Source organism: Kribbella sp. NBC_00359 (assembly GCF_036097425.1).
Classification (GTDB): Bacteria; Actinomycetota; Actinomycetes; order Propionibacteriales; family Kribbellaceae; genus Kribbella.
In genome coordinates, this window is record NZ_CP107975.1 from 3,166,148 (window position 1) to 3,190,277 (window position 24,130).

20 protein-coding genes are annotated in these 24,130 nt (G+C 68.5%); 10 read left to right on the forward strand and 10 right to left on the reverse strand.

The features are described from left to right. Positions 1–8: 8 nt before the first annotated feature. The gene (gene aceB, locus OG876_RS15525) at positions 9–1,574 is read left to right on the forward strand and encodes a malate synthase A (protein ID WP_328525559.1); all 1,566 of its coding nucleotides are present in this window, start codon (positions 9–11) and stop codon (positions 1,572–1,574) included. Here aceB and OG876_RS15530 read toward each other — a convergent pair. Both OG876_RS15530 and OG876_RS15535 read right to left on the reverse strand, forming a co-directional pair. Beyond that, entirely contained in the window at positions 1,556–1,936 is a 381-nt protein-coding gene (locus tag OG876_RS15530; RefSeq protein ID WP_328525560.1) for a cupin domain-containing protein, read from the reverse strand. The genes aceB and OG876_RS15530 overlap by 19 nt on opposite strands. After that, positions 1,933–2,778 carry an LLM class flavin-dependent oxidoreductase gene (locus OG876_RS15535; protein WP_328525561.1) on the reverse strand — a complete coding sequence of 282 codons (846 nt, stop codon included), beginning with the start codon at positions 2,776–2,778 and terminating at the stop codon, positions 1,933–1,935. Before OG876_RS15535 ends, OG876_RS15530 begins: the two co-directional genes overlap by 4 nt. A gap of 138 nt (positions 2,779–2,916) precedes the next feature. Between OG876_RS15535 and OG876_RS15540 the strand changes: the two genes are divergently transcribed. After that, positions 2,917–3,141: a hypothetical protein gene (locus tag OG876_RS15540; protein ID WP_328525562.1), complete on the forward strand. Its 225-nt coding sequence runs from the start codon at positions 2,917–2,919 to the stop codon at positions 3,139–3,141. 57 nt (positions 3,142–3,198) lie between these two features. On the opposite strand, the gene OG876_RS15545 is transcribed toward OG876_RS15540, so the two are convergent. The 5 genes from OG876_RS15545 to OG876_RS15565 form a co-directional block, all read right to left on the reverse strand. After that, positions 3,199–3,858: a Rid family hydrolase gene (locus OG876_RS15545; protein WP_328525563.1), complete on the reverse strand. Its 660-nt coding sequence runs from the start codon at positions 3,856–3,858 to the stop codon at positions 3,199–3,201. After that, positions 3,855–5,435, reverse strand: coding sequence for a flavin monoamine oxidase family protein (locus OG876_RS15550; protein ID WP_328525564.1), 1,581 nt, complete (start codon positions 5,433–5,435; stop codon positions 3,855–3,857). The genes OG876_RS15545 and OG876_RS15550 overlap by 4 nt, the downstream gene beginning before the upstream one ends. A gap of 114 nt (positions 5,436–5,549) precedes the next feature. Continuing rightward, a complete protein-coding gene (locus tag OG876_RS15555; RefSeq protein WP_328525565.1) occupies positions 5,550–6,335 on the reverse strand; it encodes a S1 family peptidase in 786 nt (261 codons plus the stop codon). A gap of 107 nt (positions 6,336–6,442) precedes the next feature. Next, the gene (locus OG876_RS15560) at positions 6,443–7,387 is read right to left on the reverse strand and encodes a zinc metalloprotease (protein ID WP_328525566.1); all 945 of its coding nucleotides are present in this window, start codon (positions 7,385–7,387) and stop codon (positions 6,443–6,445) included. A 132-nt stretch (positions 7,388–7,519) separates the two neighbouring features. Continuing rightward, entirely contained in the window at positions 7,520–8,647 is a 1,128-nt protein-coding gene (locus OG876_RS15565) for a helix-turn-helix transcriptional regulator (protein ID WP_328525567.1), read from the reverse strand. Positions 8,648–8,736: 89 nt separating this feature from the next. Here OG876_RS15565 and OG876_RS15570 point away from each other — a divergent pair, with 89 nt between their 5' ends. Further along, entirely contained in the window at positions 8,737–9,756 is a 1,020-nt protein-coding gene (locus tag OG876_RS15570) for a methyltransferase (protein ID WP_328525568.1), read from the forward strand. Here OG876_RS15570 and OG876_RS15575 read toward each other — a convergent pair. After that, positions 9,737–11,875: a bifunctional polysaccharide deacetylase/glycosyltransferase family 2 protein gene (locus tag OG876_RS15575; protein WP_328525569.1), complete on the reverse strand. Its 2,139-nt coding sequence runs from the start codon at positions 11,873–11,875 to the stop codon at positions 9,737–9,739. The two genes, OG876_RS15570 and OG876_RS15575, sit on opposite strands and share 20 nt — an antisense overlap. Before the next feature lie 36 nt (positions 11,876–11,911). Here OG876_RS15575 and OG876_RS15580 point away from each other — a divergent pair, with 36 nt between their 5' ends. From OG876_RS15580 to OG876_RS15605, 6 genes are all read left to right on the forward strand, one after another. Continuing rightward, entirely contained in the window at positions 11,912–12,202 is a 291-nt protein-coding gene (locus OG876_RS15580; protein WP_328525570.1) for a hypothetical protein, read from the forward strand. Between the two features lie 384 nt (positions 12,203–12,586). Beyond that, entirely contained in the window at positions 12,587–14,704 is a 2,118-nt protein-coding gene (glgX, locus tag OG876_RS15585) for a glycogen debranching protein GlgX (protein ID WP_328525571.1), read from the forward strand. Continuing rightward, a complete protein-coding gene (treY, locus tag OG876_RS15590) occupies positions 14,701–17,106 on the forward strand; it encodes a malto-oligosyltrehalose synthase (protein ID WP_328525572.1) in 2,406 nt (801 codons plus the stop codon). Before glgX ends, treY begins: the two co-directional genes overlap by 4 nt. A gap of 168 nt (positions 17,107–17,274) precedes the next feature. Beyond that, positions 17,275–19,002 carry a malto-oligosyltrehalose trehalohydrolase gene (gene treZ / locus OG876_RS15595; RefSeq protein WP_328525573.1) on the forward strand — a complete coding sequence of 576 codons (1,728 nt, stop codon included), beginning with the start codon at positions 17,275–17,277 and terminating at the stop codon, positions 19,000–19,002. Between the two features lie 160 nt (positions 19,003–19,162). After that, positions 19,163–19,360 carry a hypothetical protein gene (locus tag OG876_RS15600; protein ID WP_328525574.1) on the forward strand — a complete coding sequence of 66 codons (198 nt, stop codon included), beginning with the start codon at positions 19,163–19,165 and terminating at the stop codon, positions 19,358–19,360. Between the two features lie 232 nt (positions 19,361–19,592). Then, the gene (locus tag OG876_RS15605; RefSeq protein WP_328525575.1) at positions 19,593–20,417 is read left to right on the forward strand and encodes an SAM-dependent methyltransferase; all 825 of its coding nucleotides are present in this window, start codon (positions 19,593–19,595) and stop codon (positions 20,415–20,417) included. On the opposite strand, the gene OG876_RS15610 is transcribed toward OG876_RS15605, so the two are convergent. Further along, entirely contained in the window at positions 20,407–22,992 is a 2,586-nt protein-coding gene (locus OG876_RS15610; RefSeq protein ID WP_328525576.1) for a GNAT family N-acetyltransferase, read from the reverse strand. The two genes, OG876_RS15605 and OG876_RS15610, sit on opposite strands and share 11 nt — an antisense overlap. A 62-nt stretch (positions 22,993–23,054) precedes the next feature. Here OG876_RS15610 and OG876_RS15615 point away from each other — a divergent pair, with 62 nt between their 5' ends. Further along, on the forward strand, positions 23,055–23,504 hold the full coding sequence (locus tag OG876_RS15615) for a GNAT family N-acetyltransferase (RefSeq protein WP_328525577.1): 450 nt from the start codon (positions 23,055–23,057) through the stop codon (positions 23,502–23,504). On the opposite strand, the gene OG876_RS15620 is transcribed toward OG876_RS15615, so the two are convergent. Beyond that, on the reverse strand, positions 23,488–24,105 hold the full coding sequence (locus OG876_RS15620; protein ID WP_328525578.1) for a TMEM175 family protein: 618 nt from the start codon (positions 24,103–24,105) through the stop codon (positions 23,488–23,490). The genes OG876_RS15615 and OG876_RS15620 overlap by 17 nt on opposite strands. Between the last annotated feature and the right edge of the window lie 25 nt (positions 24,106–24,130).

Below are 24,130 nucleotides of genomic sequence, written 5' to 3' on the forward strand. Positions count from 1 at the left end.
GTGAGTTCGTGGCAGTCGAGGTCACCGGGGCACGGCGCGAGCGGTACGACGAGATCCTGACCGAGCGGGCGCTCGGGCTGATCGAGCGGCTGCACCGCGAGTACGACGGACGGCGGCGCGAGCTGCTCGAGCGTCGCCGGGAGCGGGTCGCCGAGATCGCGGCCGGCGCGTCGCTGGGGTTCCTGCCGGAGACCAAGGACGTGCGGGACGACCCGGACTGGCGGGTCGCTCCCGCGGCGCCGGGGCTGGTCGACCGGCGGGTGGAGATCACCGGGCCGACCGACCGGAAGATGACGATCAACGCGCTCAACTCCGGCGCCAAGGTGTGGCTGGCCGACCAGGAGGACGCGAACACGCCCACCTGGGACAACGTGGTCGGCGGCCAGCTCAACCTGCTCGACGCGATCACCCGGCGGATCGACTTCAGCACCGACGCCAAGAGCTACGCGCTGAAGCCGGACGACGAGCTGGCGACCATCGTCGTCCGGCCGCGCGGGTGGCACCTGCCGGAGAAGCACCTCACGGTCGACGGCGCACCGGTGAGCGGATCGCTGGTGGACTTCGCGCTGTACTTCAGCGCCTGCGCACAGCTGCAGCTCGACCGCGGCCAGGGACCGTACTTCTACCTGCCGAAGATGGAGTCGCACCTGGAGGCGCGGCTCTGGAACGACGTGTTCGTGACGGCGCAGGAGTTCGCCGGCATCCCGCGCGGGACGATCCGGGCGACGGTGCTGATCGAGACCTACCCGGCCGCGTTCGAGATGGAGGAGATCCTCTACGAGCTGCGCGAGCACTCGGCCGGGCTGAACGCGGGGCGCTGGGACTACATGTTCAGCGTGATCAAGACACACCGGACCCGGGGCACCGACTTCCAGTTGCCGGACCGCAACAGCGTCACGATGACGGTGCCGTTCATGCGTGCCTACACCGAGCTGCTGGTCCGGACGTGTCACAAGCGCGGCGCGCACGCGATCGGTGGGATGGCGGCGTTCATCCCGAGCAAGGACCCGGCGGTGAACGAGCAGGCGTTCGCCAAGGTCGAGGCGGACAAGACGCGCGAGGCCGGTGACGGCTTCGACGGCTCGTGGGTCGCGCACCCCGGCATGGTCGAGACCTGCCGGACCGTGTTCGACTCGGTCCTCGGTGATCGGCCCAACCAGGTCGACAAGCTCCGCGAGGACGTTGCGGTGACCCCCGAGCAACTGCTCGACGTCGCCTCCACACCCGGCGAGGTCACCGAGGCCGGGCTGCGCAACAACGTCAGCGTCGCCATCCAGTACCTGGCGGCCTGGCTGGAGGGCACCGGCGCGGTCGGCATCTTCAACCTGATGGAAGACGCCGCGACCGCCGAGATCTCCCGCTCGCAGATCTGGCAGTGGCGCCAGAACGGCGTGGTCCTGGACACCGGCGAGACCGTCACGACCGAACTGGTCGAGCGAATCGCCGACGAGGAGATCACCAAACTCGACCAGTACCTGCGCTACCAGTCCGCCCGCGCACTCTTCCTCGAGGTGGCTCTCGCGGACGAGTACGTCGACTTCCTGACCCTGCCCGCCTACGAACGCTTCGACTGAGGCGGGTCGACGTTCACGGTCGGGATGCCGCCCCCGGCCCGGGCGATGATGGCCAGCGACGGTGCACCGGAAGGATTGCTCTCCCGGTGCACCGTGAAGGCCGGCACATGCACGAAGTCCCCGGCCACGGCGTCGAGGTACTCGTCGCTCCCCTCGAACTCCAGCCGCAGTACGCCGGACACGATGTAGAGACTGCTCTCGTTCTTGTCGTGGTGATGCCACCCCGAGATCGCGCCGGGCTCGGTGGTCACCTGCCCCGACCACAGAATGGGCAACTCGAAGGCACGCATCCGCAACATCCCGGACGTCGGATCGGCGGCCACCAGGTTGCCGGCCTTGATCACCCGAACAGGCTCACTCATGCCAGCAGTCTGCCTCCGCCCGAAGGGCTCCCGCCAGCGGGTGGGCCGGTGCGGATGCGGGCGCGGGCATCGGGGACGGTGAGGGCCTGGGTGAGAAGCCAGGTGACGCCGGAGCGTTCGTACTGCGGGATGGTGGCGGGGGTGGGTTCGGTCGCGTCTGCGTTGCCGATGAGGACGAGGTCATACGGCGCATCGGAGGTCCGGGCAACGCGGAGATCCTCGGCGATCTCCGCATAGGTTTCGGGCGCGATCACTGCCGTCGGCCACTGCTCGCTGGCTGGGGCGAATCCGTCCCATCGGGCGGCTCGACGGCGGGGTGGGCGGAAGGAGCCGCCGGCGCCGATCCAGATCGGGATTCTGGGGTGCTGGAGCGGCGTGGGTTGGAGGGAGACGCCGCGGCAGGTGTAGTGCTCGCCTTCGAAGTCGACCCGTTCGCCGCTCCACAGGCGGTTCACCAGTTCGAGGAACTCATCGACCATCGCCGCCCTGGTCCGCAGATCCACGTCCGTCCCGAACGCGGTGAACTGGTCATCCGGGTGACCGAGACCGACTCCGAGCACCAGGCGGCCCCCGGACAGCCGATCCAGCGTCACCGCCTGTCGCGCGAACGCCTCCGGCCGCAATCGGGCCACCGCCGTGACCAGAGTCCCGAAGCGGATCCGCTCAGTCGCCCCGCCCACAGCCGTCAGCGCCACCAGCGCGTCGGCCACGTCGTCGGACTCACCGAGCGCCGCTCGGACCGCGTCCGTGTGCGGATGCAGTGGCAGCAGTTCGTCCCAGATGAAGAATCCGTCCCACCCGGCCGCTTCAGCCGACTGCGCCAGCTCCACGAGCACACCCACGTCAGCGAAAGCACCTTGGTTCGGCAAGTAGATCCCGTGCCGCATAGGCCCTCCTCCCGCGGCCGACGCCGTCGACTGCAGCCTTGCGGCCCGCGGGGCGCACTGTCAACGACGCAGTCGCGCGCCTAGGCTACGAAGATGGCGAGCGTTGTGTTGCGGGTCCGGCTGACGAGCGGTGACCACCTCGATGTCACCTATGAGGAGTCCTCTGCGGCCGATGATGACGAAGTTGTCGAGCACGCTGTCGCCGCCCTCGCGAGCGATGGCGGCATGCTTCGGTGCAGACATGGCGACCGACTTCTCGTCCTGTACGCGCGCGGAGTCGCCGCCGTGGAGATCGCGCCACGAGGCGCGGTCCTGTAACCGCGGTGATTGCGGCCGGATGCCCTGGCGTCGGCTCGCCAGGGCATCCGGATCCGTTCAGCGCTTGGCGGGGTAGGCCGCGTCGACTTCGACCTCGACCAGCCAGCCGTTCACCGGCAGGTTCTCGATCTCCAGGGCGAAGCGTGACGGCCTGGCCTTGTTGACCACGAACGGTTTCGCGGGTGGCGCCGTACCGAGGGGGACGGGGACGTACTGTCCGGTGGTGAGGTCGGTGTTGGCGAAGTACTGGCGGTAGGCGCGGTTCCAGCCGGCGAAGTCAGCGGTGGCCGCGCCGGACGGATTCTGCAGGAAGACGCGCATCGTGTAGACGTCGGCGTAGGACAGGCCCGCCGCTTGCAGGTTCTCGCCGATGCGGCGGAGGACGTTGATGCCTTGGGCCTCGGTGATGGTGACGCCCGCGGGGAGCGTGCCGCCGGGGAAGACGACGGTGTCGACGTACGACGCTTCCGAGCCGGCCGGAGCGCCCGTGTTGAGTGCCGTCGGGCCGATCCCGCTGGTCTTGTAGACGGGTGTGTCGGCGCCGATGCCGACACCGCTGGCGATCATCGGGTTGGACTGACCGGCCGGCAGGGCCGGTACGACGGTGCCGGGCTTCGGCGGCTTGGGTTTGTCCCACCAACCGGCGGCCGTCGTCGCGCCGCCACCGAAGGACAGGGCGACGACTGCGATGCCGGCGACCAGGTTGCGTTTCCTCATCGGCTCGTCACCCGGCTGTGCAGGGCGGTCACAGTCGCCCGGGCGGACACGATCGCGCCGTGCTGCCAGGCGATGGTGTGGGACAGGTGGTCGCCGGCGAAGTAGATGTTGCCGGTGGCATCGAGCAGCCGGGCGTAGATCCCGTCGGTCTGGGACGGCCAGCTGACCCAGGACGCCTCGGAGTACTTGGTGCCGAGCCAGTTCACCGAGAACGCCGCCTTGACGTCCTTGGTGTACACGTCTCCGTGCATCTTGGCGCCCTGCATCAGGGCCCGTTCCAGGCGGGCGGCCGGCGTCAGAGCGCCGTACACATTGGCGTTCGCACCGGTGTTGTAGTAGCCGATCACGGTGCCGCGTTGGCCGTGGAAGCCGGTCGACGGGTACCAGGTGTTGGCCGTGTCGAGCGAGCTGTTGGTGATACCGCCGTAGATCTTGTGGTCCTCCTCCCACCAACGCCGGCCGTACTCGATACCGATCTTGCCCGCATTCGTCGGCCGGGCGTACTTCAGCGCCTCGATGATCGGCGCCGGCAGGTTCGACGGGACCTTCGCGGCCAGGTGCGGCGGGAGCGTGCAGATGGCGTAGTCCGCGGTGACCGTCCGGGTCCGCGTCCCGGTCTGGTACATGATCTCGACGCCGGAGCCGGTGTTGCGCAGCCCGGTCACCTCGGCGCCATAGGTGATCTTCTCGCGGCCGATCGCCTTCTCGAAGGCGTACGGGATCCGGTCCATCCCGCCGACCGGCTGGAACATCATCATCGCCTGGTCCCAGCCGAACTCGAACGAGAAGTAGTTGCCGACACCACTCGCGAAGACATCGCTCAGCGGGTACGGCGCGGCCGTCGTCCCGCCCTCCAGCCCGGCGCCCGGTTCGACGACGTATCCACGCCGGCCGTCGGTGCCGGTGTAGGCGAAGCCGGCCGCCTTGTTCCTGATCGAGCCGAAGCTGCTGAGGAACCCGATCAGCGCGTCCTTGTCGGTCTGCGTCAGCAGGCTGTCGAGCGCGCCCTGGTCGGTGGCTGTAGCGAGCAGTTCGGCGACATAGCCGTAGACGTCCGCCTTGGCGGTGCGGTGCCGGATCGCCTTGCCGGACAGGGCTGTGGTGCCTTCGCGGTAGAGGTACGCGTCGGCGTTCTGGTTGACGAACGGTTCGATCGCGACGCCGAGTTCACGGCAGTACTCCAGCGTCAGGTGGTGCTGTGGAAGACGGCCCGGGCCTGCGTTCATGTACTGGCCGGGCGAGAACGTCGCCCGCTGGGTGTTGCCGGCCAGATCGGTCTCCATGGTGCCGCCGCGAACCGTCCAGTTGCGGCCGCCCGGGCGATTACGGGCTTCCAGCAGCGTGACCTTGTAGCCGGCCTTGAGCAGTTCGTACGCCGAGGTCAGACCGGAGATCCCGGCACCGAGGACGACGACGTGCTTGCTGCCGCGGCCGTGCAGGTCAGCCCGCGACGGAGCGGCGAACGCGGGAGTCTCGGCGGCACTCGTGAGACCGAGCGCCGACATCGTGGAGTACAGGACACCGGCTCCACCGGTGATACCGACCTGTTGCAGGAACTGACGTCTGGTCTGCGCCATGCCTTCTCCTCACTGGGCAACGGGGTAGCTGACCAGAAAGGTAAGGACCTGGTGTTTTCGGAGTGTGTCCGGGCGGTGACGACCTGAGACCGGTACTGACAGGTATGTTTCGGGTTAACGAACCTGTTGGAACTGGGCCCGCAGGGTCTTGACGGCGGGCGCGATTTCCGCGTAAACACCAGGAAATCCGGGCTCCGCGCAGCCCTTGCCCCAGGACACGACGCCGAGCAGGCGGCCGTCGAGGACCAGGGGGCCGCCGGAGTCGCCCTGGCAGGAGTCGGCGGTGCCGTCGAGGTAGCCGGCGCAGATGTTCGAGGCGGCGGCGTACCCGTAGGCGACGTACTCCTTGTTGGCCAGGCAGGTGCTGTCGCCGAGGTCGGGCACGGCCAGCTTCTGCATGGTGTCGTCCGGTCCGGTGCCGGCCGTGTCGCTCCAGCCGTAGACCGTCGGTACGGCGCCGCGCCGGTCGGCCTTCGGGTTCGTCTCCAACTGGACCAGCGGAACGCCGGTGAAGGGATGCGACAGCGTGAGTACGGCGAAGTCGTTGCGGTTGTTCTTCGTGTTGTACCCGGGGTGGATCCACACCTTGCTGATCCCGGACACCTGCCCGGTGCTGTCATCGCTGAGATCGGCCCGCCCTTGGACAGCGACGTACGTCGACAGTGGCTTGATCATGCAGTGCGCGGCGGTGACGAGCTTGTCCGGCCGCACGAGCACCGCACCGCACCACCGCCCGGTCGCCCCCGCGGCCTCTGTGTTGGCCAGCGACACCGCCCACGGCGCCTCGCTCACACTCGCCAGCGTCCCCCCGACGACGAACGGCTTGTCTGTGGACGCGGCCACCGACCCCGCCGTTACCAGCAGAAGAGCACCAGCAAGAACAGCGGCCCGTTTCAACATGCGCCGAACCTACTCTACGTAATGATTCGAATGCGTCAGGTGACCTCGATCAAACGGGGAAGGTGGTCACCCCGGCCACGCATGCCGGGGTGACCACGTCTCGGGGGTTATGCCCGGTAGGCGGTCCACATCGTGCTGATGCGGCTGCTCTGACCCGGGGTGAACTGGGTGTAGCAGGAGTCGTACGAGTAATCCATGTAGTTGTGGATCGGGTCCAGGCCAGGCAGCGAGCAGGAGTCGCGGCCTTCGGGGCAGCCGTTGGTGGGGCTGCTCTGGGCCGGAGTGTCCGAGACCTCGTCGTTCGTCGACGTACAACCGCCCTGGAAGGTGTGGTAGAGCCCGAACCAGTGACCTGCTTCGTGCGTCGCCGTCTCACCCAGGTTGTAGTTCGTGGCCGAGCCGCCCGGCAGCGAGGTGTACTGCACCCGGATGCCGTCGATCCCCGGCTGCTTGGCGTAGTCCCACGGGAACGTCGCGATGCCCAGGTAGGCGAAGTCGACCAGCCAGATGTTGAGCGTGTTCTTACCGCCCAGGCGGGTCTTCTTCCGGTACGTGCTGCTCTGCTTGTCCTGGTGCCACTGGGTGTTGTTGTAGCGGTCGACACCGGCCAGGGTGAACGAGAAGCCGGTGTTCGCCGCCTGCGACGACTCCTGCCCGGCGAACGTCTTGTTCAGTACGGCGATCTGCTGCGAGATCTGGGTGTCGGTGACGTCGCCGTTGCCGGCCGCGTCACGCATCACGTGGATGTAGACCGGCACGGTCGCGGCCGCCAGCGCACCCTTCGGTACGGCGATGCCACGCGCAGCCTTTGCCTTGAGCAACTGAGCTGTCCGGGCCTCGATCGCCTTCTGCTCGGCCACCGAGATCTCCCGGGTGTCCGGGCCGTGACCGCCCTTGGCCGCCGAGCCTTCCGGCGGGACGAAGCAGTCGGACTTCGGCAGCTGATCCATCGGGAGTCGGGCGGTTGCCTGGCTGCTGAGCGGACTGAACAGCAGCGCTGTGCCGGCCAACAGCACGGCCGCAGCGCGGGGACGGGTGATGAAAGATCGCATGCGAGCGCTCCTCCGGTTGGGCCGCTGGGCGGGCGGCCGGTTGCCCGGAATCCTGCGCAAGAACCTCCCGGCTGCGGAAGCGATCACCGGTGAATTTCTTGTGGTTCAGGGAAATCCTTCGCCGGCGGGAGGCTACGGAATGTCGCGGACCAGGAGCCCCGGCGTGGGGGCGGCCGGGGGTTCCCAGCGGGTCGCGTAGTGGGCGAGGAAGATCTGGCCGACCAGTTCGCCCCGGCTGCGGACGCCGGTCTTGCCGAAGATCGCCTTGAGATGGTCCTGCACGGTGTACGGCGACATACCCAGCGCGTGCGCGATCTCCCGGGTGACGCGTCCTTGGACGCACTGCATCGCAACCTGGCACTCGCGGTCGGTCAGCCCGTAGGAGAGCGCGATCACCGGCGCGACGTCCTGTGGGGTCGCCGGATGGATGATCACGGCGGTCCGGCCGCCGGTGTCCGCGCCGAGTCGCGTGCCGTAGAGCAGAAGCCAGTCGCCGGAACGGGTCCGGACCCGGGCCCGGGCGGACAGTTCGAGCGGGTCGGTGTGCGGTGCGATAGCCCGGGCGCGTGCCGCGACCGCCTGCACCGTCTTCGACTCGGCCGGCGTACTCGGCGGTGGGTCCTCGACCAGTTCGCCGATCCAACGCTCCGCGGCGCCCGAGATCGACTCCGGCGCGCCGAACTCGTCGAAGACGACGACCCCGGGACCGTGGTCCACCGGGCGTGCGGGGTACGGCGAGATGCGCGCCAGCAGTGATCGGCGCAGGCCGGCCGCGATCACCGGTGCCAGTGCGGCGATCGTCCGAACCTCGGCCTCGGTGAACCACGGCTCGTCCACCTGGCGCAGGAACGCGGCCGCACCCCAGTAGATGCCATCAGCAACGAAAGAGACCCGCAGTTCGTCACCGAAGCCGTACGAGCCGTGGGAGCGATGCCGGATCGACCGGTCCAGGTCGCCGTGCGTGTCCAGGCTGGTCGCTCCCGCGATCCGCCCGCTGTGGGCCAGGAACGACCATTTGTTCACATCCTCGACGACGTACTCGTGGTGCGCGAGCCAGGAGCCGGAGCAGCCGACGTTCCGGTTCACGCTGCCGGTGAACAGGATCGTGCCGGGATCGACCGTGTGGCAGCACCAGGCGTCGAACGGGATCACCGGTGCGACCGCGTCCGCGACGGCAGCGCCGTACTCCACCCAGGTCAGCCCGGTGCTGCCCAGGTGCTGGATCTTGTCCCGGACCCGCGGGACCAGGTCTCCGGTCACCTTTGGAGCGTACGGCGGTCCGGATACGCGGCGGCACCCCCAGAATCGTGGGATAGCGACTGCGAGCCGCCGCTGCGCAGGCTGAAGCCATGACTACCACCGGCACAGCCGCAGCGCGGACACTCCACGACGTCACGCCCGAGCGCATCTTCGAGATCGCGCAGGGCTTCATGGCCAGCAAGCATCTGTTCGCGGCGAGTGAGCTCGGCGTGTTCGAGGCACTCGGAGAAGGCCCGGCCGATCTGGCCGGCCTGGCCGCCCGCAGCGGGCTCAACCGGCGGACGGCACGGATCAGCGCGGACGCGATGGTCGCGCTGGGGTTGCTGGAGCGGCACGGCGACCGCTACGCGAACAGCCCGGTGGCGGCGGTGTTCCTGTCCGGTACGACCCCAGCCGACTTCCGGCCCCTGCTCCGGTTCTGGGATCGGCTGAGCTATCCGGCCTGGTCAGACCTCGCTGGGGCACTCGGCCGCGGGCACCCGGCTCACGAGATCTTCGAGATCGACGACGAGTTGGTGCCGATCATGTCGGCCGGTATCGCGGCGGCCACCGCGGCCGCCTGTCAGGCACTGCCGGCAGCCGCCGGACTCGCGCCTGGGAGCCGGCTGCTCGACATCGGCGGCGGTACCGGCTCGTGGGCGATCGCGCTCGCGGCAGCCGTCCCGGACCTCACCGCGACCGTGTTCGAGCTGTCCGAGGTCGCCGACGTGGCCCGGGACCAGCTCCGCGCGACGCCGTACCGGGACCGGGTCGACGTCCTCGATGGCAATGTCCTGACCGGCCAGCTCCCACCCGGGTACGACGCCTTCCTGCTCGCCAACCTGGTGCACTACTACACGCCCGAGACGAACCGGTCGATCCTGCGCCGGATCCGTACCTCCGCCGACCCCGGCGCCCGCCTGCTGCTCGCCGACTTCTGGACGGATCCGTCCCACACCCAGCCCCTCGCCGCGGCATTGATGGCCGGCGAGTTCGCGATTCACGTCAACGACGGCGACGTCTACAGTGCGGCGGAAGCAGGCGACTGGCTCACCAGCACCGGTTGGCGGATGACCCGTCACACGCCTTTGGCCGGACCGATCAGCTTGATCACAGCCGAGGCGGTGTGACAGCGTCCACCGGGGCCTGCAGACTTCCGTAGCGTTCCATTCGTTGCCAGCGCAGCCGGGTCCCGGCCAGTGCGGTGAAGACGGACTGGATGACCACCAGGTACATCAGTTGCCGGTAGACGAACTGCTGTAGCGGGAGGGTCCACAACGGCCCGGCTCGCTCGCCATCCAGGCGGAACGCATACAAGCCCATGCCCATTTGCACGACGAGGAAGCCGAGCCAGACCAGCAGCACCCGCACCGGGTCGAGGAACACCAGGCCATAGAGCGAGAACACGTCGACCACCGGTGCGAGCAGCGGCAGGAGGACCTGGAAGAGCAGCAGGTAGGTCAGCCCGCGCCGGCCGAGCTTCCCGGCCTGGCCCCGCTGCACCCACGCGCCGCGGTGCTTCCACATCGCCTGGATCGTGCCGTAGCACCAGCGGTACCGCTGCCGCCACAGCGCATCCAGTGACGCCGGCGCCTCCGTCCACGCCACCGCGCGCTCCTCGTAGACCACGCGCCACCCGTCCCGGCACAACGCCATCGTCAAGTCGGTGTCCTCCGCGAGCGTCACGTCGCTCAGTCCACCGATCCGCTCCAGCGCCGTACGACGGAACCCGCCGACCGCACCGGGCACCGTGGGCATGCACTCGGCCAGGTCGAACAGCCGCCGGTCGAGGTTGAACCCGATCACGTACTCGATGTGCTGCCAGCGACCGAGCAGCCCGCGACGGTTGCCCACCTTGGCGTTGCCCGACACCGCACCGACGGCCGGATGTCCGAACGGCTGGATGAGCATCCGCACGGCGTCCGGCTCGAACACCGTGTCTCCGTCGACCATGACGATCAGGTCGAACCGGGCCGCCTGCATGCCGGTGTTGAGTGCGATCGGCTTGCCGGCGTTGGCCTGCCGGATGACCCGTACTCCGGGGATCCGCAGTGACTCGACGAGATCCGCCGTACCGTCGGTCGAACCGTCGTCGACCACGATCACCTCGAGCGGATGGTCCGACGCCACCAGCGATCTGATCGCGGCCTCGATCCCCGCGCTCTCGTTGTACGCGGGGACGATCACACTGACCGGTTCGGTCACCGGCGGACCGTACAACCAGTCCCGCATCCGGGCATGACGCCGCGCCGCGATCAGCGTGGTGATCGCCCGCAACACGGCCAGCGCACCAGCGGCGTACAGCAGCCAGGTGAGGAGCGTCAGGACGCCGTCGCTGATCCGCATCGCCCAGATCACCGCGAGCCCGCGGCCTCGATCGAGCAGGGTCGCCTTCCGCGTCGGATCCGGCAGGCCGACGGCGTCGCTGACGGTGGCGAACCGGAACCCGCGGGCCTTCAGCCTCGGGACGAGTTTGGACAGGGCCTCGACGGTCTCGCTGCGGTCACCGCCGGCGTCATGCATCAGCAGCACCTGTCCGGCACTGCTTCGCGGCATCGAGTTGGCGATGATCTGCGTCGTACCCGGCCGGCGCCAGTCCTCACTGTCCTGGCTGTTCAGCACGGTCAGGTAGCCGGCCTTGCGGGTGGCCTCGACGGACTCCCAGTCGCGGTCGGTCAGTTCGGACGGCACGGACGAGTACGGCGGCCGGAGCAGCGTCGTGGTGACTCCGGTCGCACCGGCCAGGATCGACTGGCTCTGTCGCAACTCGAGATCCCGGCGCCAGCCTGCCGTGGTGGTCAGGTTGGCGTGCGTGAAGGTGTGCACGGCGATTTGGTGGCCTTCAGCAACAATCCGCCGGGCCAGGTCCGGGTGTTCGGCGACGGCGGTGCCGACGACGAAGAAGGTGGCGTGCACCTGCTGGGCCTTCAGCAGGTCGAGGATCTTGGGCGTCCAGATCGGATCCGGTCCGTCGTCGAAGGTGAGCGCGATGGTGCGGGGCGCGGGCGACACCGACCTCGGCCGGCCCTGGCCGGCGTCGATGACCGGCCCACCCTTGACGATCGACGGCGGCGCTCCACCGACCTTGCCGGGTGACCTGACCGCGCCGTCGGGCTCCGCGCCGAACATGTGGTGCGTGTAGCCGTTGAGGAGCAGCATGCTGGACAGGCAGACCAGCAGCATCGTCAGGACGATCCAGTGCGTCCGGAGCGGGAGTTGCTTGGCCCGTCGTGCGACCGGACGGCTCACGGCTGGGGCGGCGTCTTCGTGTGCCCTGGAGGCGCGGTGGGCTTCTTCCCGTTGTTCCCGCTCGTCGGCGTGGAGGTCGGCGTACTCGGTGGAGTGGTGGGTGCCGTCGTGACCGGCGCTGTGCTGGGCACTCCGGTGGTCCCTGTTGTCGGCGCTACCGTCGGTCCGGCCGTCGGGACCCCCGGTGTCGGGATGGCTGTTACTGGCGCGACGGACGGCGTTGTCGCGCCGTCGGTCGGCCCGGGCGACTGCGTGGCGCCGGGGTCGCTCGGGTTGCCGGTGGGCTCGCCGGCACCCTTCGGAGTCGCAGTTGATTCATTCGTCTGAATCGCCTCCGGACCCGGAGTAACTTGTGGCCGGTGCTTGGGGCCTGAGGCGGCTTCTGGGATCGGGATCAGAGGTGTGTCGAGGCGAGGCCCACCCAGCAGGCTGCTGCTCATCAGGATGAGATAGCCGACGATGGGTACGGCGAGGAAGGCTCCCGCGCGGCGGAGAACGCGACGACGTTGCCCGGTCGAATCCAGGAAGACTGGCCGCCGGGCGGAAGGCGGTTTCACAAGCCCGGAATACTACTCACTACTCACGCGTCATGGCAGTCCCTTACCGGACTATGCCGGAGCGTAGTGACTCGGCAACGCAGCGGAATGAATTCTCGACCGCGAATTCACCCTCGATGCCTGCTTCGGAGGTCGAGGTGGCTACTGTCATCAGGTGCAGAAATGGCCTGGCCGTCCCTATCCTCTCGGTGCCACGTTCGACGGCGCCGGGACGAACTTCGCGGTGTTCTCGGAGGTTGCCCAACGAGTAGATCTGGCCCTGATCGAGGTCGACGCGACCGAGCAGCTGGTGCAGCTGACCGAGGTGGACGGGTTCGTCTGGCACGCGTACCTGCCGGCGGTGCAGCCGGGGCAGCGGTACGGGTTCCGGGTGCATGGGCCGTACAACCCGGCGGAGGGGCATCGGTGCAACCCGTCCAAGCTGCTGCTGGATCCGTACGCGAAGGCGATCGACGGACAGATCGACGGTGACGAGTCACTGTTCAGCTACCGGTTCGCCAAGCCGGACGAGCTGAACACGATGGACAACCGCGAGCACACCATGCTCTCGGTGGTGACGAACCCGTTCTTCGACTGGGGCAACGACCGCCCGCCGGGGCACGACTACCACCAGACGGTGATCTACGAGGCGCACGTGAAGGGCCTGACCAAGACCCACCCGGCGCTGACGGAGGAGATCCGCGGCACGTACGCCGGGATCGGGCACCCGGCCATCATCGAGCACCTGAAGGACCTCGGGGTGTCCGCGATCGAGCTGATGCCGATCCATCAGTTCGCGCAGGACGGGCACCTCCAGGAGCTCGGGCTGTCGAACTACTGGGGCTACAACACGATCGGCTTCTTCGCGCCGCACAACGACTACGCCGCCGGCGGCACCCGCGGCCAGCAGGTGACCGAGTTCAAGACCATGGTGAAGGCGCTGCACGCGGCCGACATCGAGGTGATCCTGGACGTGGTCTACAACCACACGGCCGAGGGCAACGAGTTCGGCCCGACGCTGTCGTTCAAGGGCATCGACAACGCGGCGTACTACCGCCTGGTCGACCAGGACAAGTCGCACTACTACGACACCACCGGCACCGGGAACAGCCTGCTGATGCGGCACCCGCACGTGCTGCAGCTGATCATGGACTCACTGCGCTACTGGGTCACCGAGATGCACGTCGACGGATTCCGGTTCGACCTGGCGGCGACGCTGGCCCGGCAGTTCCACGAGGTCGACCGGCTGTCGGCGTTCTTCGACCTGGTCCAGCAGGACCCGGTGGTGAGTCAGGTGAAGCTGATCGCCGAGCCGTGGGACGTCGGCGACGGCGGCTACCAGGTGGGGAACTTCCCGCCGCTGTGGACCGAGTGGAACGGGAAGTTCCGCGACACCGTGCGGGACTACTGGCGCGGCGAGAAGTACACGCTGGCCGAGTTCGCCTCCCGGCTGACCGGCTCGTCCGACCTGTACCAGGACGACAGCCGCCGGCCGCTGGCGAGCATCAACTTCATCACCGCGCACGACGGCTTCACGCTGCGCGACCTGGTCTCCTACAACGACAAGCACAACGAGGCGAACGGCGAGGGCGGCAAGGACGGCGAGAGTCACAACCGCTCCTGGAACTGCGGTGTCGAGGGCGCGACCGATGATCCAGAGGTACTGAAGGTGCGGGCCAGGCAGCAGCGCAACTTCCTCACCACACTGCTGATCTCGCAAGGCGTGCCGATGGTTGCCCACGGCGACGAGCTCGGCCGGACGCAGAGCGGCAACAACAACGTCTACTGCCAGGACAACGAGATCTCCTGGGTCGACTGGGAGCTGACCGCCCCGCAGAAGGATCTGCTCGCGTTCACCCAGGCCGTGGTCAAGCTGCGCAACAACCATCCGGTCCTGCGCCGCCGCCGCTTCTTCCACGGCGACACCGGCGTCGACGGCCTCGGTGACCTGGTCTGGTTCACGCCGAAGGGCACCGAGATGCAGAACGGTGACTGGCAGCGCGACGACGCCCGGGCGATCGCGGTGTTCCTCAACGGCGACGCGATCTCCGAGCCGGACCCGCGCGGCGAGCCGGTGGTCGACGACTCGTTCCTGGTCCTGCTCAACAGCGACCACGAACCGGTCGACTTCCTGCTCCCGCCCAAGCCGTACGGCGAGAACTGGACCGTGGTCGTGGACACGACGACCGCCCACGGTGAGGGGAGTGACGAGCCGCATGCCGCCGGCAGCACGGTCCAGCTCGAGTCTCGCAGCACCCTCGTCCTGACCCGTCCGCGTCAGGCCGCGGGATGACAGCGGTTCCGCTGGCCACCTATCGGCTGCAACTGCGCGCCGAGTTCGGGTTCGACGACGCCGCCACGGTCGTCCCGTACCTGTCCGGCCTCGGGATCTCGCACGCCTACCTGTCCCCGATCCTCCAGGCCGCGCCCGGCTCCACGCACGGGTACGACGTGGTGGACCACAGCCGCCTGTCCGAGCCGGCCGGTGGTCGCCCCGCGTTCGACCGGCTGGCCGCACGGCTGGCCGACCATCGCATGGGGGCGGTGGCGGACGTCGTACCCAACCATGTGGCTGTGCCGACGCCGGCTCGGCTCAACAAGGCGCTCTGGTCGGTGTTGCGGGACGGGCCGGGATCGCCGTACGCCGAGTGGTTCGACGTCGACTGGGGTTCGGGGAACCAGCCGCTGCTGATGGCGGTGCTGGGTCAGCGGATCGGCAGGGTGCTGGCGGATGGCGAGCTGTCGGTCGATGGCGACGTACTGCGGTATTACGACCACGAGTACCCGCTCCGGCCAGGGACTGAGAACCTGCCGATCGCGGAGCTGGTGACCGAGCAGTGGTACCGCCTCGCGCACTGGCGGGTCGCGGACGAGGAGCTGAACTACCGGCGCTTCTTCGACGTCGACACCCTCGCTGCGGTCCGCGTGGAGACCCAGGAGGTCTTCGACGCGACGCACGAGCTTCTGCTGGCGCTACTGCACGAGGGCAAGCTCAACGGCTTCCGCATCGACCATCCGGACGGTCTGGCCGATCCGCGCGGCTATCTGCGCCGTCTGGCCGAGCGCACCGGCGGTGCGTGGGTCGTGGTCGAGAAGATCCTCGAAGGCACCGAAGAACTTCCCCACGACTGGCCCTGCGCCGGCACCACCGGGTACGACGCTCTGCTCCGGGTCGGCGGCCTCTTCGTCGACCCGGCTGGTGCCGCACCCCTTGCGGCCTTGCACTCCGAGCTCACCGGCGCACCTGCCGACTTCAGCCCGGTGGTGGAGGAGGCGAAGCGAGAGGTCGTCAAGCACGGGCAGTACGCCGAAGTGCATCGGCTGGTGGAGCTACTCGCCCGCATCTGTCAGGACGACGTACGACTACGCGATCACACGCGCCGCGCGTTCCACGAGGTGGTCGTCGAGCTGCTCGTCCACTTCGACGTCTACCGGGCGTACGTCGTACCAGGGGAACAGCCGGCGCCGACCGCGATCGACGCTCTGGAGCGCGCGGCCGAGAAGGCCCGCCAGAACCTGGACGACGACCGGCAGGAGACGCTGGACGTCGTACTGCACCTGCTGCTCGGCAGGGAGACCGGGACGGCGAGCCGGATCGACGAGCACGCGCGGCACGAGCTGATCGTGCGGTTCCAGCAGACGTGTGGACCGGTGATGGCCAAGGGTGTCGAGGACACCGCGTTCTACCGGTGGTTCCGGCTCACGTCGCTGAACGAGGTCGGTGGGGATCCGGAGCACTTCGGCGTGACACCGGAGGAGTTCCACGCGTTCGCGGCCCGGCTGAACCAGCTTTGGCCGAAGACGATGACCACACTGTCCACCCATGACACCAAGCGATCCGAGGACGTGCGCGCTCGCCTCGGTGTGCTGTCGGAGCAGCCCGCTGCTTGGTCCGAGGCGGTGCGCGAGTGGTGGCGGTTGTCGGAGGACCACCGGAGCCCGGTGCTGGACGGGAGCACGGAGTACCTGTTCTGGCAGACCCTCTTCGGCACGTGGGACGACGGACCGCTGCCTGAGGACCGGCTGCAGGCCTATCTGCTCAAGGCGATGCGCGAAGCCAAGCGCCACACCACCTGGACCTCCCCGGACGAGGAGTACGAACAGGCCGTCGCCGCCTTCGCGAGTGCCGTCCTCACCGACGCCGCGGTCCTGGAGTCGGTACGGCGCTTTGCCGCACGGCAGACGGAGTTCGTCCGGGCGGCCACGCTCGGCCAGAAGCTCGTGCAGCTCACGATGCCCGGCGTACCGGATGTCTATCAGGGCACGGAACTGGTCGACCTGTCCCTCGTGGACCCGGACAACCGGCGGCCCGTGGACTACCAGCACCGGATCGACCGGTTGCGGCGGCTGGACGACGGCGCCAAGCCGGACGACCTGTCCGACGAGAAGCTGCTCGTCACTTCGCGGGCGCTCCGCCTTCGCCGGCAGTACCCGGAGGCCTTCGCCGGCAGCTACACCCCGCTCCCGACATCCAACGGTCACGCGGTCGCCTTCGCTCGTGGCGACGCGGTCATCACGGTGGCAACCCGACTGCCCGCGGCACTGCATCGGCTCGGCGGCTGGGGCGACAGCACGGTGGTGTTGCCGAGTGGCCAGTGGAAGAACGTGTTGACCGGCCACGAGGTGGGTAGTGGAGCAGCCCGGATCCACGAGCTGCTGGACCACCTCCCGGTAGCCCTGCTAGGGCGTGTCTGATGGTCCAGCGCCTACTGCGCGGCACTCGGCACGGCACCTCGGCGTGCCGGAGCAAAGGCCACGATGAAACCACATCGAGGCCTTCGCTCCAGCACGCCGAGCTACCGCACCGAGCACCTGCTCGCTACGGCGCTGGACCATCAGACACGCCCGTCAGGAGCTGATGTCATGCACACCTTCTCCGTGTGGGCGCCGGCCGCGTCGTCGGTCGACCTGGTCCTGCGGGACGGCGTACTGCCGTTGCGCGCGGCCGCCGACGGCTGGTGGGTGCGGAGGGTGGTCGAGGCTCACCACGGCACCGACTACGCGTTCTCGATCGACGGAAGCGAGCCACTGCCGGATCCACGCAGCCCGTGGCAGCCCGACGGCGTGCACGGCTTCAGCCGGGTCTTCGACGCGGACCGCTTCGGCTGGACGGACGAGGACTGGATCGGCCGGGATGTGCGCGGCTCGGTCTTCTACGAGCTGCACGTCGGGACGTTCACGCCGGAAGGCACGCTGGACGCGGCTGCCGAGCACCTGGACTACCTGGTGGTGCTGGGCATCGAGGTGGTCTCGCTGATGCCGGTCGCCGCGTTCCCCGGCCGCCACGGCTGGGGGTACGACGGTGTGCACCTCTACGCGGTTCACGAGCCGTACGGCGGGCCGGAAGCGTTGCAGCGGTTCGTCGACCGATGCCACGACGCTGGACTGGCCGTGTGTCTCGACGTGGTCTACAACCACCTCGGTCCGAGCGGCAACCGCCTGGCCGGCTTCGGTCCGTACTTCACCGACCGACACACGACGCCGTGGGGTCCGGCGCTCAACCTCGACGACACCGACAGCACCGAGGTACGCCGCTGGGTCTGCGACAACGCACTGCGGTGGTTCGAGTCGTTCCACCTGGATGCCTTGCGGCTGGACGCCGTCCATGCGCTGGTCGACGACAGCCCGGTGCACCTGCTGGCACAGCTGTCGCTCGAGACCGAGGAGCTGTCCGAAGAACTCGGTCGGCCACTCGGACTGGTCGCCGAGTCCGATCTGAACGACCCACGCGTCGTCGAGCCGGTGGTCGACGGCGGTCTGGGGATGACCGCGCAGTGGAGCGACGACTTCCACCACGCGCTGCACAGCCTGCTGACCGGCGAGCGCTTCGGGTACTACGTGGACTTCGGGGACCCGGCCGTGTTCGCGAAGACGCTGACGCAGGTGTTCCGGCACGACGGCTCGTACTCGACCTTCCGCGGGCAGGACTGGGGCCGGCCGGTCGACCCGGCGAGGCACCGCGGTGCCGAGTTCCTCGCCTACACGTCGAACCATGACCAGATCGGCAACCGGGCGCTCGGTGATCGACCCGCGCTCACGCCGGGCCAGCTCGCGATCGGCGCCGCGCTCGTGGTCACCTCGCCGTACACCCCGATGCTGTTCATGGGGGAGGAGTGGGGCGCCTCGACGCCGTGGCGTTTCTTCACCGACTTCGACGAGCGGGGCCTCGCCGAGGCGGTCCGGACCGGTCGCCGGCGCGAATTCGCGGCGCACGGCTGGACCGCGGACGAGATCCCGGATCCGCAGGACCCGCAGACGTGGCGCAGTTCGGTGCTGGACTGGTCCGAGCTCGACGACTCACCGCACCACGAGCTGCTCGCCTGGTATCGCCACCTCCTCGCGTTCCGCGCGCGGATGCCGGAGCTGCGCAACGACCGGCTGGACTCGGTCCGCATCTCGTTCGATCCCGGCGGGGATTGGTTGGTCGTGGCACGCGGCAGCCTGCGCGTGGTGGTGAATCTGGCCGCGGCCGGGGCCGTGGTGCCGGTCGACGAGGTCCCGGAGTACCTGGTGATGGCCTTCGGCACCGCCGAGCTGGTCACTGACGGTGTCCGGTTGCCGGGTCACGGCGTTGCGATCGTCGCGGTCTGAGAATTACCGACGCCGCCCCAATTCCGGCGCAATCCAACAGAACACGGCGTTCGAGCCTGTTGATCGATGGTGATTTCCGGAATCGCTTGTGCGCAAGCGTCCCGTGACGCAACGTGGAATCGCCAGCAGGGGAAGCCGGGGGGTAGACGGGAGGATCTGGGTGACTATCGGAGGCGTCGATACGTACTACGACTACGAAGAGAAGCAGTGGAAGAGCCGGCGGCTGGGTGGCGGACCGATCCGCCGGGGCCCGGTGTGCCCGGCACCACGGACCGCGGACCACACGCTGCACGAGCCACCTCGCGAGCGCCATCCGGCCGGCCGCGAGCACGACAAGTCCAAGACCGTCCTCAGCTGAGAGACCGGTGGCAGGACCCGCCAGATCAGGTCACCGCACTCATTCGATCAGCGCCACCACAGCGGCCGTCGAGCCGGAACCCGACGGCCGCTGCGGCCTGCCCGGCTGACCTGCGTTCGGGAACCGGTCAGTAGCACAAAGCTCGGCAAAGACTGGCCGGGGTCGCGCGCGAGGCCGTTCGGGGGTCGCATAGAGTGACTGCTGTCACCACCGGATCGGAAGGACCGCCGCGATGGCCGATGCAAACGAGCAGGTTCCGGAGAAGCCGCCGTTCCCCGGATTCGACGTGAGCAAGCCGAGTATCGCTCGCACGTACGACTACCTGCTCGGAGGCAAGGACAACTTCGCCGTCGACCGCGCGTTCGGGGACAAGTTCATCACCGACCTGCCCGGCTCACGGCAGATCGCGCCCGACAACCGGGGCGCCCTGATCCGGGCGGTGCGCGAGATCGTTTCGAACACGCCGGTCCGGCAGTTCGTCGACCTGGGCAGCGGGCTGCCGACCGCGGACAATGTCCACCAGGTCGCCCAGCGGTACGCCCCCGATGCGAAGGTCGTGTACGCCGACAACGACCCGATCGTGCTCGCCCACGGCCGCGCGTTGCTCGCCGAGAACGACAACACCACCGTCATCCAGGCCGACCTGCGCGATCCGAAGGCGATCTTCGACCACGAGGAGACCCGGCGGCTGATCGACTTCACGCAGCCGGTCGGGGTGATCTTCAGCGCGACCCTGCACCACGTGAACGACGACGAGGACCCGGCCGCCCTGGTCCGGTTCTGGTACGACCGGATCCCGTCCGGCAGCTACGTCTTCATCAGCCACTTCCGCAGCGAGAACGACCCGCGCAGCCAGGAGCTGGAGCAGGTGCTGCAGGGGTCGCTGGGCCGCGGCCGCTGGCGCACCGACGAGCAGATCCTCGCGCTCTACGGCGACGGCTTCACTGTCGTCGAGCCCGGCCTCGTCCCGGCCGTCCAGTGGCGCAACCCGGAGGCGCCGGACGAGCTCTCCGAGTGGCAGGGGCTCATCGCCGCCGTCCTCGCGGTCAAGGACTGACCTCGCCCGCGAACTGTGCCCGGGTGAGGAAGGCGAACTGCGCCGTCTTCGTCGTCCCGTCCGGGTGAGTGATCGTGGCTTCGGGACCAAACGTGAAGCCGGAGCGACGGAAGCGGTCGATGGCCCGCGTGTTGCGGACGTCCGGCTCGACCACCAGCCGCGGATGCCCGAGGTGGTCGAACGCGAAGCCGGCCACCGCCTCGATCAGGTTGCCGGTGAAGCCCGGCCGCGGTTCGCCGGGCGCGACCAGCAGATGGAGACCGAGATCCCCGGCCTCGACGTCGTACGCCGAACCCGCCGGATCGGCCTGTGGATCGTAGGTCTGCAACAGCGCGACCGGTACGTCGTCCAGTCGGACGACGTACACGTGATGCGTCGGCACCGAATCCAGGAACCGGTAGGTCGCGGCGATCTCGTCCCGGGACAGCTCACCCATTCCCCAGTACGTCGCTCGCTCGGCGCTCACCCACTCGTAGATGAGCTCCAGGTCGCGCGAAAGATCCGCCTCGACGATGCGGACCGTGCCGAAACCGTCCAGGACACAGGCGAAACTCATTTCCTCGCGAGTGAGTGAGCCCTCGACCGGAGCCAGCTCACCGCGCTGCCACAACGGGAGCTGGTCATGATGATGCGGATCCCCTAGTACGCCGGACGCACCCAACGGCACGACCCATCCACTCGCCGAGCGATCCGCGAGATCGAAGGCATAACGGGCCGCGGAGCCGCGGACACACACGTCGGTCAGGCCGGGCAGGCTTGACGTCGACATCACGCAATGGTGGTCGCCGGACACCCCGAGATCGAACGGCTCCTCGTCCGGCGCGAACACCGGACCGCGCAACGCGTGCAGCGGTGACAGCTGATGGGTCTCACCCCATGGCGGCCGGGCCTTGCGGGCGGCCACTTCCTCGAGGGCTTCCCGGGCCAGCCAGCCGATGTTGACGTCCGGGAGCAGGTCGGTCGCGATCAGGTTCTCCAGCGCGAATGAGACGTGCGTGAGGGCGTCCATCCACGGCGCGAACACCTCCGCGCATTCGGCGTTCTCGAGCATCGTGAAGTGGTCGGTCAGCCGGGAGACGAGCGCCTTGCGGAGTGCGGCGTACGACGAGGCCGTCGTACTCGCGGCGTCCATCCGGCGATCCCAGCCGAGCAACTCGGTGCGCAGGGCAACGGCTTGCTCGGAGAGATCCTCGAGGCCGGGCAGGAGATCCAGGATCGAGCCAGCCGATCCGAGGAAGGTGTCGGTGTGGATGTCCGGCATCTCGCCGACCGACCACGTGGGCCGGGAGGCGAGGAGTTCCCGGATCCGGCGGGACCGGTGCGGGGTGGCGAACTCGACGCCCAGCGGTGCCGCGAGCTCACGCGCGTTCGCCATCACGGCCGGCCCGTCGACAGTTGCCCGCGGCATCGGATCGTGCCAGCCGTCCCACTGGTGCTCGGCCTCCCACGCCGGTACGACGCGCAGCCGGTTGCTCTCGTCCCGGCGCGGAACCATCCCGGCCGTCCGATGCAGCAAACCACCGGCGGTGTCAGCCGCCAGTACGACGTTGACCGGCTCCACCCACTCCTCGAAAGCGGCGTCGACATCGTCCACAGTTGTTGCTCGTAGCAACTTCGGCAGTGCTTCGAAACCCAGTCGGTTGGTCACCCGGGGCGGATACCTCAGACTGATTCCGTCCATGATCATCGGACCGCGGTCGGTCTCGATCACGTCCACCTCGATCGGGTCAGCCCCGCTGACTTCGACCACCTCGGTGTGCACTGCGCACGCGGTCCAGCCCTCCGGGCCGAGGGCCTCCACGCCGGATCCGGTGCGGCGGAGTTGTTCGGCGTACAGGTCCTGGTAGTCGGCCATGGCGTTGGTGATGGCCCACGCGACCTTCCCGGTGTGGCCGAAGTGGGCGAGGCCCGGGATGCCGGGGACGGCCAGGCCGAGGACGTCGTACTCGGGGCAGGTCAGCTGGATCTGCTGGTAGACGCCCGGGCTCTCGATGTACCGGTGCGGGTCGCCGGCGACGATCGCCTGGCCGGAGGTGGTGAGCGAGCCGGGGATGAGCCAGCCGTTGCTCCCGGACGTGTGCGGCCCTTCCGAGCTGAACAGCTCGAGCGCTTCGTCGCCGAGATGCCGGGCGACGTGCGTCCGCCACAGCTTCGAGGGGAACCCGGCGAACAGGACGTGCACCGCCAGCCAGATCCCGAGTGGCGTCCACGGCTCCCACTCCTGCAATGTCAGCCCGGTCTCGGCGAACTCCGGCGCGCGCCGGGCGCCACCCGGAAGCGCGTGGTTGACGCCTTCGACGTACGCCGTGATCCACTCGCGCGTCTCGTCGTCGAGCGCCTCGAAGCAGCGCCGCGCGGTATCGGCGAGCCGGGCCTGCCGGGCGAATACGTCCCACCCCGCCGCTTCGGGACCGAGGAACGCCGCACTCGTCCCGAGGTAGCGCCGCCGCTCGAACTCGACTTGCCAGGCCCGGTCGCGAGCGACGTTGATGCCTTGCAGGTACGCGAGGGCAAGCGGGTCTCCGGCTTGCAGGTGCGGTACGCCGTACGTGTCCCGGAACACCCTCGCATTCACCGCGGTCCTCGTTTCAGTTAGTTAGGCTCCGCTAACTTACACGGCAGCGTAGCCTGGCGCGCGTGATCAGACCTCTCGATTTGTCGGACCGCGCGGTTGCCGAGCGGGTGCTGACGATCCAGCACGCGGCCTACGCCGTCGAGGCCGAGCTGATCGGCTTCGATGGCATCCCGCCACTGCAAGAGGACCTGACCGGCCTGATGGCCTCCACCGAGCACTGGCTCGGCCGGTACGACGGTCCCGTGCTGGTCGGCGCGGTCGCCTACGAACTGACCGACGACTCGGTGGACATCAGTCGGCTGATCGTCGACCCGGCCTATGCCCGCCGCGGCCATGGTCGCGCCCTGCTCGACCACCTCGACCAGCTCGAGCCACGACCGGTCAGCCTGGTGTCCACCGGCAGCGCGAACACGCCGGCGGTCACTCTCTACAAGTCCCGCGGCTACACGGAGATCGGCCAGGTCGAGGTTGCTCCCGGGGTGTGCGTCACGCAGTTCAGGCGCGGGTCCTGAGCTGCTCGAAGCCGTAGTACACCGCCAGCAGGAAGACGACCAGCAGTGTCGCCTGCGCGGAGATGAAGGACAGCCCGATGCAGGCCGCGTAGATCAAGGTGCCGATCGAGTATCTGAGCAGCGACCTCCGGACCTGCGCGTTCGTCATGTTGTGCTCGACCAGATGCTTGCGCAGGACGTGCCACCAGATCAGGCTGAACGCGATCGCGGCCAGGGTCAGGTTGGTGCTGTAGACGGCTGCGGCGATGCTGGCGTTGATCGAGTCGTCTCTGAGGTGCTCGGCGAACAGACTGGTCGGGAACGGCAGCAACGTGGCCCACAGCAACAGCAACAGGTTGAGGAACATCAGCCCACGGTCGGCGCGCTGGATCTGGCGGAACAGCGAGTGGTGGTTGACCCACATCACCCCGAGGATCGCGAAGCTGGTCAGGTACGCAGCGAACTGCGGCCACTCGTCCAGCAAGGCCGGCCAGAGTCGTTGCCCCTCCTCGAGTTCGGGGTTGTGCAGTTCGAGGACCAGCAGGGTGATCGCGATCGCGAAGACGCCATCACTGAAGGCTTCCAGCCGAGTGGTCTCGGCAAGGTCAGACTGGGTGCTCACGGCCACCCAGTCTGACCTAGCGCCA

Bases quoted from the DNA above. Each gene is read 5' to 3' on its own strand.
- OG876_RS15530 (WP_328525560.1), bottom strand. From the start codon at position 1,936: ATGAGTGAGCCTGTTCGGGTGATCAAGGCCGGCAACCTGGTGGCCGCC.
- OG876_RS15540 (WP_328525562.1), top strand. From the start codon at position 2,917: ATGGCGAGCGTTGTGTTGCGGGTCCGGCTGACGAGCGGTGACCACCTC.
- OG876_RS15545 (WP_328525563.1), bottom strand. From the start codon at position 3,858: ATGAGGAAACGCAACCTGGTCGCCGGCATCGCAGTCGTCGCCCTGTCC.
- OG876_RS15550 (WP_328525564.1), bottom strand. From the start codon at position 5,435: ATGGCGCAGACCAGACGTCAGTTCCTGCAACAGGTCGGTATCACCGGT.
- OG876_RS15555 (WP_328525565.1), bottom strand. From the start codon at position 6,335: ATGTTGAAACGGGCCGCTGTTCTTGCTGGTGCTCTTCTGCTGGTAACG.
- OG876_RS15560 (WP_328525566.1), bottom strand. From the start codon at position 7,387: ATGCGATCTTTCATCACCCGTCCCCGCGCTGCGGCCGTGCTGTTGGCC.
- OG876_RS15570 (WP_328525568.1), top strand. From the start codon at position 8,737: ATGACTACCACCGGCACAGCCGCAGCGCGGACACTCCACGACGTCACG.
- treY (WP_328525572.1), top strand. From the start codon at position 14,701: ATGACAGCGGTTCCGCTGGCCACCTATCGGCTGCAACTGCGCGCCGAG.
- treZ (WP_328525573.1), top strand. From the start codon at position 17,275: ATGCACACCTTCTCCGTGTGGGCGCCGGCCGCGTCGTCGGTCGACCTG.
- OG876_RS15605 (WP_328525575.1), top strand. From the start codon at position 19,593: ATGGCCGATGCAAACGAGCAGGTTCCGGAGAAGCCGCCGTTCCCCGGA.